Origin of the sequence: Syntrophobacter fumaroxidans MPOB (assembly GCF_000014965.1) — a bacterium.
Classification (GTDB): domain Bacteria; phylum Desulfobacterota; class Syntrophobacteria; order Syntrophobacterales; family Syntrophobacteraceae; genus Syntrophobacter; species Syntrophobacter fumaroxidans.
The window spans coordinates 1055098-1068428 of the sequence record NC_008554.1 but is presented as its reverse complement, the minus strand read 5'-3'; the positions used below and the strand labels follow the sequence as shown (position 1 = coordinate 1068428).

Here is a 13331-nt window from a genome sequence, read left to right as displayed (position 1 = left end):
GTTTCAGCTTTGGTTGAGGTTTCGACCCCGGGGGATTCACTCCCGCGAACGGAACGGAAAGGCTGCTTGAACAAATCATGAGCGAAAGCGTCGACACGCACAGGTTTTTTTTCGACGACAAGGAATTCATCCTGATCGGGACGGCACACGTGTCAAGAGACAGCGCCGACCTGACGGGACGCATCATCGAGGAGGAAAAGCCGGACACCGTATGCCTGGAATTGTGCGAGGCCCGTTATCGAGCCCTTATCGAAGGGGGAAGCTCGGGCCGGGGGAGCTTCGCCGGCCTGCTCGGAAGCGGAAACTGGACCCTCCTGGTGTCCTCGGCGATGCTTCTGTACTTCCAGAAGCGGATCGGGGACAAGCTCGGCGTCAAACCCGGAGACGAGATGAGGCGGGCCGTCGAGGCCGCGAACGCGGTGGGCGCCGACATTCGACTGATCGACCGGGATGCCCGAACGACTCTGCTCAGGGCCTGGACCCCCATGAAACGGAAAGACAAGATCAGGCTGTTCCGCGAATTCTTCTCCGCCCTGAAGGATATATCCGCCCTGAAGGAGAAGGACATCGAGGAGATGAAACGCGGTGACGCCCTCGAGACGCTGGTCGCCGAATTCGGCGATACCTTTCCATGGCTCCGACACGTGCTCATCGACGAGAGGGACCTGATCCTGGCTCACCGGATCAGAACATCGCCGGGACGGAAAATCGTTGCCGTGGTCGGCGCCGCTCATGTCCAGGGAATTCTTGCCAATTGGGACAAACCCGTCGACATGGAACAGCTTGAACGGATTCCCGCGAAGAGGTGACGCGGGGTGCGCGCTGACTGCGGAAAACGAGGAATACTCGCGCCCCCCGGCTCTTCGCGGGGTGACGATTGCAGCTTCTCACAAAATCAAGGAGAGAAATCATGAAAAAGAGGGGGTTGCTCCTGTTGGCCCTGACGTTGTCGCTTCTTCCGGGAACCGGCAGCCTTGCGCTTGCCTCCGACACCATAAAGATCGGGCTCTATCTGCCCATGACCGGTGGCGTCGCGGCCTACGGCGAGATGGAGTGGGCGGGAATTCAGATTGCCCGGGACATGGAGCCTCAGGTTCTCGGAAAGAAGATCGACCTCGTTCTGCTCGACACCAAAAGCGACAAGATCGAGGCGACGAACGCGATGACCCTGTTAGTGGAAAAAGAAAAAGTCGCGGGAATCATCGGCGAAGCCATCAGCGGCAACACCATGGCCGGTAACCGGATCTCCGAGGCGGCGGGAATTCCGTCGGTCAGCCCGAGCGCTACGAGCGTCCTGGTCAATCAGGGCAAGAAGTTCGCTTTTCGCGCCTGCTTCATCGATCCCCTCCAAGGGGAGGTCGCCGCGCGATTCGCCGTCAACAACCTCAAGGCCAAAAGCGCCGCCGTTATCATTGACAACGCCCAGGACTACTGCGTCGGTCTCGCGAAGTTCTTCGAAACGGAATTCGTCAAGCTCGGCGGCAAGGTGCTTTCAAAGACCTACATCCAGACCGGAGACCAGGATTTCTCCGCCCAGCTTTCATCGGTCCAGGCCGTGAAGCCCGACATCATCTACGCCCCCAACTACTACACGGAAGACGCCCTGTTGGCCAAGCAGGCCCGTGACCTCGGGATCGTCTGTCCCATTCTGACCGGAGACGGGGCCCAGGCGGACACGCTCATCCAGGTGGGCGGCAAGGCCGTGGAGGACATGTATTTCACCGCACATTTTCACAAGGACGCCGCCACCACGGACCGGGCCGCGGAATTCATGAAACGATACAAGGAGAAACACAACAAGGAAGCCGATGCCTTTCAAGCGCTCGGGGCGGACGCCTACTTTCTGCTCGTGGACGCCGTCAGGCGCGCCGGGAGCACGGATGGCGCCAGGGTCCGCGATGCCCTTGCGTCTACAAAGGACTTCAAGGGAGTCTCCGGGACGATCACCATGGGAGAGGAAGGCAATCCCATCAAGAGTATGGTCATCCTCAAGGTGGCAAATGGAAAGTTCGTCTACGTGACGACCATCAATCCTTAGCACCGGCGGGATGGGCCACGTTGGCCGCATGCCGGGGAATCGGGACTCGGGCTTTGAGGTCTTGCGGGCTCCGGCCCATCGCGGCTCCTCTGAAAACGCGGTCCTGGTACGGGCGAAAGCAGCGGATGGAAAGCTCCCGGACGCCCGAATCACCGAGTTCCGATGCCGGTCGTTCAGGGAATCCTCAAGGTTTCCCCGGGAGCGCCCGGATTCCCGCCTTTTGTGTAATAATACCATTGGCTTGAGAGATTTACATGTTTCGTTGTGAGCCTCCCGCTCACGGAAAATGTGAAAAGTGTAGTTTGTGAGCCTCCCGCTCACGGAAAATGTGAAAAGTGTAGGTTTGACCCCAATGATGATGCAGCAACTGATCAACGGTGTTTCACTGGGGAGCCTCTATGCCCTCGTGGCCATCGGCTACACCATGGTCTACGGCATTTTGCGGCTGATCAACTTCGCCCACGGCGATCTGTTGATGGTGGCGGCCTATGCGGCGATATACGGAGTGGCGATATTCGCTTTGCCCTGGTATGTCGGTTTCCCGACGGCCATACTCATCACGGGAGCGATGGGCATTCTGCTCGACCGCGCCGCATATAGGCCGCTACGGAATGCGCCGCGCATTTCGCTCCTCATTTCCGCCATCGGCGCGTCGTTTTTTCTCGAAAACGTCGCCCTGGTGGTCATCGGAGGCGTTCCGAAGGCGTTTCCGAGACCCGACATGTTCAGTGCGGTAATCGAGGCGTTCGGGCTGCGCATCCAGGTGCTGACGATCTATACGCCCATCGTCACGGCGTTGCTGGTGCTCGGCCTGCTCTACGTCGTCTATCGAACCAGGGTCGGGAAGGCCATGCGCGCCGCATCCAAGGACTTCGAAACCACGCGGCTGATGGGAATAAATCTCGACCGGGTCATTTCCATCACGTTCCTGCTGGGATCGACCCTGGCGGCCGCCGGCGGAATCATGTGGGCCATGAAATATCCCCAGGTCAACCCGTTGATGGGAGTCTTCCCCGGGCTCAAGGCCTTCATCGCGGCGGTGCTCGGCGGCATCGGGAGCATCGTGGGCGCCGTCATCGGCGGCTTTCTGCTCGGACTCGGCGAAGTCCTGATCGTGGCGGCGCTTCCCGGACTGTCCCAATACCGGGATGCATTTGCTTTCGTCATCCTGATCCTGGTGCTCCTTTTCAGACCCACCGGCATCATGGGCGAGTAATTGGGGTCACCCATTTAAAAGGCTGGGGTCAAGAGAAAAAACCTCCCCCAACGCAAGGAAGACACCTTTTTGCGAAAAACGATCCAGGCCGAGTTTGCCTCCCGGGGCGGATCGCGTTTCGCTCACTGTTTTCCTGCTATGTGCAATCGTCACCTACATCCTCGCAGCTCCCGCAGTTTCCTTGGGTTTTCGCGGTCAGTTTCTGCCGCACCAGTCACCCATCAGGATTAGGGTCGTTTCGGAAAGAATTCCTGTGTTCTCGACCCTTTCCGCCCGAGGCGGACCAGAAAATCTTCGGTTCCATGCCATGTCCAAACGATTTTTCAAACCTCATGGTTGTTAACCACCCCTTAGTGGCTCACGGCATGGGCGGCAAAGATGTCAATGACTTTATCGGGCCGGGTGGAACGGCTTTCCAATCAAACCTCGTGGTTTTGCCAACCCCATTGCAGGTTTGCCGTCCCAGCCGATTGTTTAACGCGTGCCCCTTTCCCGACATGGCACATGCGCTCTGCCCGGCTCCTGTGCCGGGGGTGATCGCCCGAATAGCTTTTCAGGCATGAAAACAACGTTGTCCTTCATGAGATAATAAGCCGCCCTGGCCAGTTTGTGGGCAAGGGCCTGGTGGGCCACCAGGAAGTTGCTCCGATGCATCTTGCGATTGTAATAGCTTCTGCATTCCGGATCAAATCGTCTTGCCAATTCGGCGGCTTCCGAGAAGGCCCAAGCCAGATACTTGTTGCCGTTCTTCTTGTTGCCCTTTCCCTTTGCTTTCTCATTGCTGGTCCATCTGGAACCGACTTTACGGCAATAGGAGACATAATTGCCCACCTTGGGGAAGCGGCCGATCGGCCCGGTCTCCAGCATGATGGTCAGCGCCAGAATCCTTCCGATTCCAGGGATTGTAAGAAGATTCCGGTAGGAATCTTTAAGGCTCGTCTTCCTGGCAACCGCAATCTCGATATCCCGGATCATCCGGGTGAGAAAATCAATGGTCTCCTTGCTGACCCTGCCGGCCATGGCCAGATCCTCGTTTTCTTCGAGCAACGGGGGGATGCGGTTCTTCTTAAGCCTCTTGACCTCATTTGCATTTACCCGCAAACCGCGGTTTCTGGCCACTATGTTCTGCAAGCTCAGGATGAGCGAGGTTCTGAGCTTGACCAGGTGCCCTCTCTTCCTTAGCAGATCCCGTAAGGGTCTTTCCTCTTTCGGGTAGATGTACCCCTCGGGCAGTATCCCGAGTCGCAGCATCTCGGCCAGCCAGAATGCATCGTACTTGTCATCGCAATGCTTGAGCCCCGAGTACTTTTGGATGGCTGCGGGGTTGGCCAGATGCACTCTCAGGCCGCTTTCATTGAGCGTGTCCACAAGCCAGTACCAGTTGAAGGTCGACTCCACCGCCACGCCCATCATTTGATCCCGATAAGGCTCAAGTGCCGACACCACCTCCTCCCCGTCATTGGGGAGCTTGCACCTCAGAGTCCTCTTCCCGCTTTCGTCGACAATTGCCAGATAATTGCTGCTTGCATGTAGGTCTATCCCCGCATACAATCCCATAGGGCACCTCCCCGTTTAAAGTCGTCAGCTTTAGCGCCATAACAGGATAGCATCTTTCCCTGCTATGGAGGGAGGTGCCTTTTATATGATTATCAAACCTACACTTTTCACATTTTCCATGAGCCGGGGACCCGCAACGGAGCCTGAACACAGGCTCACCCGGGAATCCATTTTCCACGTAACCTGGTATCAGAGTGCGGAGTGGAGGCAGCAAATGGAAGACGACAACCGGAAGAAGGCGTTCAATTACGCCGCGCTCCTGCTGGCGGCGTGCGTCATTTACGCCTTCAGCCGGTACGGCTCCGAATACCATATCCGAATCCTCAACAACATGGCCGTCTTCATCGCCCTGGCGGTGAGCTACAATCTGGTCAACGGCTTTTGCGGGATACTTCACCTCGGTCCCAACGGTTTCATCGCCATAGGCGCTTACACCGCGGCGCTGCTCACCATGAGCCCGGCCGAGAAGCAGCTGAATTTCATCATCGAGCCGCTGATATGGCCACTCAACGTCATCCAGGTTCCCTTTGCGTTGTCTCTCGTCGCCGCGGGGCTCGTGGCCGGATTGTTCGCCCTTGCGATCAGTTTTCCGGTGTTCCGCGTGAGGGGGGATTACCTGGCCATCGTGACGCTTGGATTCGGTGAGGTCGTGCGCGTCTTGTGCAATGCCTTCCAGAATGTGACCAACGGTCCGCTCGGACTGAAAGGACTCGTTCCTCATACCAACCTGTGGTGGTCCTGGGGGGTGGCCATCGCGACCATCATTGTGGTGAACAGGCTCATGAACAGCAGCTACGGGCGCGCGATGAAGGCGATCCGGGAAGACGAGACGGCGGCGCGGAGCGTGGGAATCGACCCGTTCCGGCACTTGCTCCTGGCTTTCGTGATCAGTGCGTTCATATCGGGAGTCGCGGGCGGGTTGCTGGCTCACCTGATCACCACCATTTCACCGACTCTTTTCACGTTCTTCCTGACGTTCAACCTGCTCATCATGATCGTTGTGGGCGGTTTGGGGAGCACTACCGGAGCGGTGGTCGGAGCGGCGCTGTTTGCCTGGGGCGGCGAGGCGCTGAGAATCGTGGAGCGCCCCATGGACCTGGGAATCGTCATCATCCCGGGAATTCCGGGAATGAGAATGGTGGTTTTCAGTTTCATTCTCATGCTCGTCATCATTTTTGCCCGCCGGGGGATAATGGGGCAAAACGAATTCAGCTGGGACCGGATCGCGCGCCTCAAGGCCCGTGAGCACTGAGGCCCGGCGGGGATGTTTCATGAATTCCTTTCTCAGCCTGGAAAAGATCGTGGTGCAATTCGGGGGCCTGACGGCTGTGAACGATTTCTCCCTGAGGCTCGAACCGGGAGAACTGGTCGGCCTGATCGGTCCCAACGGCGCCGGTAAGACCACGGTCTTCAACATCATTACGGGTTTTCTCAGTCCGACGTCGGGCCGGGTCCGCTGGCTGGACCATGACATCACGGGGCTTCCGGCACACCGGATCACGGCCCTGGGGATCGCGCGCACTTTCCAGAACATCCGGTTGTTCGCCAACATGAGCGTCCTGGAGAACGTCATGGTTTCCTTCCATCACAACGTGCGTTCGCATTCCTGGCAGGCCATGCTGGGAACACCCGGTTCTGCGCGCGAGGAGCGCAGACAGCGCACCGGCGCCATGCAGGTTCTCGAGGAGATGAACCTGACCCGTTTCGCGGCGGAGAAGGCCGGCGCGCTCCCCTACGGCCAACAACGAAGACTCGAAATCGCCAGAGCTCTGGCAGCTTCTCCGAGGCTGCTGCTGCTCGATGAGCCCGCCGCGGGGATGAACCCCCTCGAGACAATGGAACTGGCCCGGTTGATCAGGCATTTGATGAAGAAGTACAAGCTCACGGTTCTTCTCATCGAGCACGACATGAAGTTCGTCATGCGCCTGTGCGAGCGCATTAAAGTGCTCGACTACGGTCATAGCATCGCCGAGGGCACGCCCCGGGAAATCCAGGACAATCCTGCCGTCGTGAAAGCCTACCTGGGGAGCGTCAAGCATGCTTGAGATAATGGATCTTCACGTCTTCTACGGCGGCATCCACGCGCTCAAGGGAATACGGCTTGCCGTCGGCGAAGGCCGTATCGTCACGCTCATAGGCTCTAACGGCGCAGGCAAGAGCACGACCTTGCGCAGCATTGTCGGGCTCGTGAAACCGCAGGCGGGTTCAGTCCGCTTCCGGGGCGAGGAACTGACCCGGTTGTCCACTCACCAGATCATCCAACGCGGTATCGGCATCAGCCCCGAGGGCAGGCACGTCTTTGCGAATCTGACGGTTTTGGAAAACCTCGAACTCGGCGCGTATAACCGTACGGCCGCGGAGTTTTCCGGACAATTGGAACGGGTCTATTCGCTGTTCCCGCGCCTCAGGGAACGGTGCCGTCAGCTGGCGGGGACCTTGAGCGGCGGGGAACAGCAGATGGTGGCGTTCGGTCGAGCGCTGATGGGCCGGCCGAAACTGGTGCTGCTCGACGAGCCTTCCCTGGGGCTCGCCCCACTGGTCGTGGAAGAAGTTTTCCAGGCAATCGAGGCGGTGAGAAAGGACGGGGCCACGGTCCTGCTCGTGGAACAAAACGCCATGGCATCGCTGCGGATAGCCGATTATGCGTACGTGCTGGAAACGGGCCGAGTGATCCTCGAAGGGGAGGGCAGGGTGCTGCTCGAGGATGAGAAGGTGATCAAGGCCTATCTGGGGGAATGACCCACCCCAGGCGCCACATATGGTCGGGGACCGCGGGAATCCCCGAGGCAAGCGGCAACGTGCGTGCTTTACCCATTCGATCACCGAACGTGTCGAAGCCTCCGCTGAGCCTGTGGATTTCAACGGTTGGCGGAAACGGCGCCGGGAGGCGCGCGGGCTTTTCAGTCAGGGCGACGCGGGGCCTGTCGGGCAGCGGCTCCCCCGACATTGCATCTTAGCCTTTAATGGCATGATTTCATTTACTAATCCTTTTTTTCTTCCATTTCGTCTATAATTGAATTCAATGTCTGTTGCGGATTGTACCCGCAAGCGCGGAATGCCGTCCCGGGCTCTTGGGGTGCGGGCCGGAAGTTGTGTGCGTCCGAAGGAAGACCCGCCGGACGGCGGGCTGTCCGGCTCCTCCTCAGGTGCGCGGGGCATTGGATGGGTCCGGCGGAATTCACCCGGTTTGGGTCGGCTCCTCCTCAGGTGCGCGGGGCATTGCCGCCTTCGCCCCAATGTGCCGCAATGACTCGAACGGAAAAGGCGTGAACTCATGCAGCAAATGAACCTGTTCCTGGGGCGTTCTTCGCATCCGGTGCGCGAAAACGCTCCTCTGGCGGAGAGGATGCGGCCGGGGAGCCTTGATGAATTCGTCGGGCAGGACCATTTGCTCGGCCGGGGAAAGATTCTCGATCGCGTGATTCGAAGCCGCCGGTTTCAATCGTTTGTCCTGTGGGGACCTCCGGGCAGCGGGAAGACGACGCTTGCCGCGATCATCGCCGCTCAAACCCAGACCCACATGATCCACCTGTCGGCGGTCATGGCCGGGACGCGCGAGATTCGTGAAGCGGTGACCGAAGCCAAACAGGTGTGGGCGAAACAGAAGCTTCGCACATGGCTGTTCATGGACGAAATCCATCGTTTGAACAAGGCGCAGCAAGACACGTTGCTCCCTCACATCGAGAACGGCACGCTGCTCCTGCTCGGCGCGACCACGGAGAATCCTTCCTTTGAGATCATCCGTCCGCTGCTTTCCAGGGCCAGGGTGCTGGTGCTCAATCACTTGAGCGATGCGGAACTGGGGAATATCGTGCACAGAGCGCTCGAGGATCGAGACCGGGGGCTCGGTAATTTTCCGAGCCGACTGACGGAAGACGCCGAGGCCTTTCTTTTGTCGGCGGCCGGCGGGGATGCGCGGATCGCGCTCAACGCGCTCGAGGTTGCGGTGCTCACGACGCCTCCCGACCCGCAAAACATTCGCCTGGTCGACCTCAATGCGGTGCAGGAAGCCCTGCAGCGCAAGGCGGTGCACTACGACAAGGGGGGCGAGGAGCACTTCAACCTCATTTCCGCCCTGCACAAGAGCGTGAGGGGGAGTGATCCCGATGCCGCCCTCTACTGGCTGGCCCGGATGCTGGACGCCGGCGAGGAACCGCTCTACCTCGCGCGGCGTGCGATCCGTATGGCATCCGAGGACATCGGACTGGCGGACCCGTTCGCCCTGGTGGAAGCGGTGAGCGCGTTTCAGACCTACCAGGTGCTCGGCAGCCCCGAAGGGGAACTGGCGCTCGCGCAAGCGATCGTGTACCTCTGCCTTGCGCCCAAGAGCAACAAGATCTATGAAGCGTTCGGGAATGCCCGGGAACTGGCCGGAAAGACGGGAAGCGCGCCGGTGCCGCCGCACATTCGCAATGCCCCGACCCAGTTGCTGAAAACACTTGGCTACGGGAGGAACTATCGTTATCCTCATGACGACCCGGAAGGTTGGGTCGCCGAAACCTACTTTCCGCAGAATCTGGCGGGAACCGTTTTCTACCATCCCACCAACAGAGGATGGGAAGGACGATGGAGGGAGATTCTCGAAAAGCGGCGTGCCCGGGTGCGCCAGACCGAAGACCCCTCGAAATAGGTCATGACTTGAGAACAGCGGTATCAAACACTGTGCCCATGGCGACGATCGACGACAAGAGACGGACCCTTGAATCCGTCAAGCCGTTCAAGCTGGTCAAATACGTTGCGGTATCCAGCCTGATGGTGATCATTGTCTGCACGGTGCTGATTTCGGGTTTCATCACGCAGAGGGGGAGGGCGATCCTGCTGCACAAAAGCGAGCAGTACGCGCTCCTCGTCGCCGAGAACCTGAATCACCAGGTGTTTTTTCAATTCACGCTGCCGACCTTGATCGCCGAGGGAGAGATTCGGCTGAGCCGCCCGAGTCAATACGATCGCCTGGACAAGGTGGTGCGCAACACGATCCACGGGTTTGCCGTAAAGCAGGTCAACATTTACGACCCGGAACAGGTGCTCACGTACAGTACGGACAAGGAACGTATAGGGACAAAGGGAGACATCGGTGCGGATTTTGAGCGGGCGCTGAAGGAACAATCCGTGTCGCGGCTGAGTGTCGACGAGACGTTGTTCCTCGGGATTTCCTGGGGAGCCGGAGACAATGAGCTGAAGACATACCTCCCCATGTGGGAGGAACGCCCGATGAGCCTGAAAAAAGGAAAGGTTCTCGGTGTTTTTGAAATCACCCAGGATGTGACGGCCGATTATAGGATCATTCACCGTTTCCAGTGGATCATCGTGTCGAGCATCCTGATCTTTGTGGGGATTCTGTTTCTGACGATCCTGATGATCGCCCGGCGCGCGGACAGGATCATCTCGCTGCGCGCCAGGGAGCGGGAGCGCCTGGAGGAGAAGCTCCACCAGTCCGAACGCCTGGCCGCCCTCGGAGAGATGATTGCCGGGGTGTCCCACGAGATCCGCAATCCGCTCGGGATCATCCGGAGCACTGCCGAATTGCTGAACGATCGCATTGAAGACGAACGCCAGAAGCGTTTTTCATCGATCATCGTCGAGGAGTCCACTCGTCTCAACGATATTCTGACCGAGTTCCTGGACTTCGCGAGGCCCAAGGCCATCCGGCCGGCCCAATGCCGTATCGAGGAAATTCTGGAACGCAACCTGAAGGTCCTCGAAGCCGAGTTCCAGCGGTTGAACGTCACGGTGGAACGCGACTATCGCACGGGCGCCTACTCCCTCGAGGCCGACTGCGACCTGTTGTTTCGAGCGTTTGTAAATCTGCTCGCAAACGCTCTCCAGGCCATGCCCCAGGGAGGCATGCTGCAGGTTCGCACGGAGGTGTTGAACGGCAAGGGCGGTCCCAGGCAGGTGGAGGTCCAGATCAAGGATACCGGGCACGGGATTCCTTCCGACGTGAGAAAGAAGATTTTCAATCCTTTCTTCACGACACGCGAAAAGGGCACCGGGCTGGGTCTGGCGATCGTCCAGAATATTGTCGATAACCACAATGGCGACATTGAGGTGGTGAGCCGGGAGGGAGAAGGCACCGCCATCATCATTCGATTGCCCCTCATTCAGTCTCCCCATGGATCGGGGGACGGAACACCGGAATAGATGGAAACCATTCTTATCGTCGACGATGAAAAGAACTATCTCCTGGTTCTCGAAGACCTCCTGGTCGAGGACGGCTACCAGGTGATTACCGCGGATTCCGCCGTGAAGGGGCTGGAGACGGTCGCCACGACGGACCTGGACGTCGTGATCACGGACATGAAAATGCCCGGCATGGACGGTATGGCCTTTCTAGAAGGCATTCATGCCCGCAATTCGGATCTGCCGGTGATCATGATGACCGCGTACGGCTCGGTGGAAAAAGCGGTCGAGGCCATGAGGATGGGGGCCTTCGATTACATCCTCAAGCCGTTCAAGAACGAAGAGCTCAAGCTCACCATCCGGAAAGCCATCGATCACTACCGCCTGGTGTGCGAGAACCGTCAGCTTACCCAGGAGCTCAAGGAGCGGTATCAGTTCAGCAACATCATCGGCAAGAGCGCTCCCATGCAGCGCATTTACCAGTTGATCGAGAAAGTCGCCCCGACCAAGGCAACCGTGCTGGTGACGGGGGAATCGGGAACCGGCAAGGAACTCATCGCCCGGGCCATTCACTACAACAGCACCCGGCACGACCGGGCGTTCATTTCCGTGAACTGCGGGGCGCTCCCCGAGACACTCCTCGAAAGCGAGCTGTTCGGGCACGAAAAAGGAGCTTTTACCGGCGCCGCCATCCAGCGCAAAGGACGATTCGAACTGGCGCACGAGGGAACGCTGTTTCTCGATGAGATAAGCGAAATGTCGCCGCCGCTCCAGGTGAAACTGCTGCGCATCCTGCAGGAGATGGAGTTCGAACGCGTGGGCGGCAGTCAGACCATCAAGGTCGATGTCAGGGTTGTCGCCGCCTCGAATCGGAACCTCAAGGATGAGGTGGCGACGGGCCGATTCCGTGCCGATCTTTTCTATCGCCTCAACGTCGTGCATGTGGCGCTGCCGCCGTTGCGCGGCCGGATCGACGACATCCCCCTGCTGGTGAATCATTTCCTCGCCAAGTACACGCCGCAGTCGAAAGGGAAGGGGATGAGCATCTCCCCCGAAGCCTTTCGCGTTCTCCTCGAATATCACTGGCCCGGCAACGTGCGGGAACTGGAAAACGTCATCGAGCGGGCCGTGATCCTGTGCAACGGGCAGGAAATCATGATCCGGGATCTGCCCGCCGAAATCCGGGAACCCCGTGCCGTTCCCTCGCCCGAAGCGACGCCCTCAACGGAGGGTCCGACCCTCCAGCCCGCGGACTTCCCCCCCGGCGGCGAGGCCGATACCCGGATGCCGCCATTGTCTCCCGGAGAGCGGCTTCAGCGTACCGGTTTCAAGCCTCGACAGCACAAGGCCATGGAATTCATCGAAAACCATGGTTTTATCACCAACAAATACTATTCCCAGTTGTGCAATGTATCCGAACGGCAGGCGCTTCGCGAATTGAACGAGTTGGTCGACGCCGGCACACTGGACCGGATAGGCAAGGGCAGGGCGTGTCGTTACGTTCTCCGGGGCCGGGGAATCGGGGGCTGATACGGAGGTGCGTTCAACGGTCATGAATTGAGGAGGCGTTCTCACCCCCACTCATGAAAATTTTCCTTCTGCTTGTATCCTATCCATGCAGGGTAAAGGGAACGCGAGGGTTGGCCATTGAGCACCCGATCATGCCAAGCCTTTCCCGCGTAAGATCACGCAACAACCTGCCCGGCGGGAGGTGTGTGATGAGGGCGGGGATAAAGCATGCCCCTGCGGATCGATAAGCCGGTCAGACGCAGCAGGGGGCTTGCCCGGGGGCTGGGCGAGGGGCTTTGTGCGATGAAGTGCCGTCGGCCGATATACTCTCGGACTGCCCGGTTGGGCGACCCCGTTGAGCTTGAAAGGCCAAGTGCCGGTAGATGAGTCCGGCTCACTCCTCCGTTGCGGCTTCCCGGAGGTGGCGGTCGATCGCCGCGCGCGCCAGTGCGTCACAGCGCTCGTTCTCCGGGTGCCCGCTGTGCCCCTTCACCCATTGCCAGTCGATTTCATGAGGAAGACAGGCCTCATCGAGGGCAATCCAAAGCTCCTTGTTGCGGACATCCGTCTTGACGCGCGTTTTCCATCCGTTTTGCTTCCATTTGTGAATCCAGAGGCTGATGCCGTCCCTAAGGTATCGGGAATCGGTAGTGATCGTCACCCGGCAGGGTTCTTTCAGAGCACGCAACGCCTGGATCACCGCGGCGAGCTCCATCTGGTTGTTCGTCGTATATTCGGCATAGCCGGAGAGTTCCTTTTCCTTGCCGTGGTAGCGCAGAACGGCACCCCATCCGCCCGGGCCCGGATTGCCGCGGCATGCGCCATCGGCGAAGATTTCCACGTGCTTTCGAATCGCGGGTGTCTCAGGCATGCGACGCCTTCCGCGCATCG

Annotated in this window: 11 protein-coding genes; 9 read left to right on the top strand and 2 right to left on the bottom strand. The window is 59.1% G+C overall.

What is annotated here, in order from left to right; translation table 11 throughout:
- Window positions 1–77: 77 nt before the first annotated feature.
- From SFUM_RS04480 to SFUM_RS04470, 3 genes are all read left to right on the top strand, one after another.
- Window positions 78–809, top strand: a complete 732-nt coding sequence (locus SFUM_RS04480) for a TraB domain-containing protein (protein WP_011697731.1) — start codon at window positions 78–80, stop codon at window positions 807–809.
- 101 nt (window positions 810–910) lie between these two features.
- The gene (locus tag SFUM_RS04475) at window positions 911–2038 is read left to right on the top strand and encodes an ABC transporter substrate-binding protein (RefSeq protein WP_011697730.1); all 1128 of its coding nucleotides are present in this window, start codon (window positions 911–913) and stop codon (window positions 2036–2038) included.
- A 352-nt stretch (window positions 2039–2390) separates the two neighbouring features.
- Window positions 2391–3254, top strand: coding sequence for a branched-chain amino acid ABC transporter permease (locus SFUM_RS04470; protein WP_011697729.1), 864 nt, complete (start codon window positions 2391–2393; stop codon window positions 3252–3254).
- 474 nt (window positions 3255–3728) lie between these two features.
- Here SFUM_RS04470 and SFUM_RS04465 read toward each other — a convergent pair whose 3' ends face one another.
- Window positions 3729–4811, bottom strand: coding sequence for an IS110 family RNA-guided transposase (locus tag SFUM_RS04465; protein WP_011697153.1), 1083 nt, complete (start codon window positions 4809–4811; stop codon window positions 3729–3731).
- Between the two features lie 214 nt (window positions 4812–5025).
- Here SFUM_RS04465 and SFUM_RS04460 point away from each other — a divergent pair, with 214 nt between their 5' ends.
- From SFUM_RS04460 to SFUM_RS04435, 6 genes are all read left to right on the top strand, one after another.
- Entirely contained in the window at window positions 5026–6063 is a 1038-nt protein-coding gene (locus tag SFUM_RS04460; RefSeq protein WP_011697728.1) for a branched-chain amino acid ABC transporter permease, read from the top strand.
- Window positions 6064–6082: 19 nt separating this feature from the next.
- Complete coding sequence (locus tag SFUM_RS04455) at window positions 6083–6856, top strand: ABC transporter ATP-binding protein (RefSeq protein ID WP_011697727.1); 774 nt, start codon at window positions 6083–6085, stop codon at window positions 6854–6856.
- Window positions 6849–7550, top strand: coding sequence for an ABC transporter ATP-binding protein (locus SFUM_RS04450; protein WP_011697726.1), 702 nt, complete (start codon window positions 6849–6851; stop codon window positions 7548–7550). Before SFUM_RS04455 ends, SFUM_RS04450 begins: the two co-directional genes overlap by 8 nt.
- 535 nt (window positions 7551–8085) lie before the next feature.
- Window positions 8086–9441: a replication-associated recombination protein A gene (locus SFUM_RS04445; RefSeq protein ID WP_011697725.1), complete on the top strand. Its 1356-nt coding sequence runs from the start codon at window positions 8086–8088 to the stop codon at window positions 9439–9441.
- A gap of 38 nt (window positions 9442–9479) precedes the next feature.
- The gene (locus SFUM_RS04440; protein ID WP_011697724.1) at window positions 9480–10952 is read left to right on the top strand and encodes a two-component system sensor histidine kinase NtrB; all 1473 of its coding nucleotides are present in this window, start codon (window positions 9480–9482) and stop codon (window positions 10950–10952) included.
- A complete protein-coding gene (locus tag SFUM_RS04435; RefSeq protein WP_011697723.1) occupies window positions 10953–12461 on the top strand; it encodes a sigma 54-interacting transcriptional regulator in 1509 nt (502 codons plus the stop codon).
- A 373-nt stretch (window positions 12462–12834) separates the two neighbouring features.
- Here the strand turns inward: SFUM_RS04435 and rnhA are convergent, their stop codons facing one another.
- On the bottom strand, window positions 12835–13329 hold the full coding sequence (gene rnhA / locus SFUM_RS04430; RefSeq protein ID WP_011697722.1) for a ribonuclease HI: 495 nt from the start codon (window positions 13327–13329) through the stop codon (window positions 12835–12837).
- Between the last annotated feature and the right edge of the window lie 2 nt (window positions 13330–13331).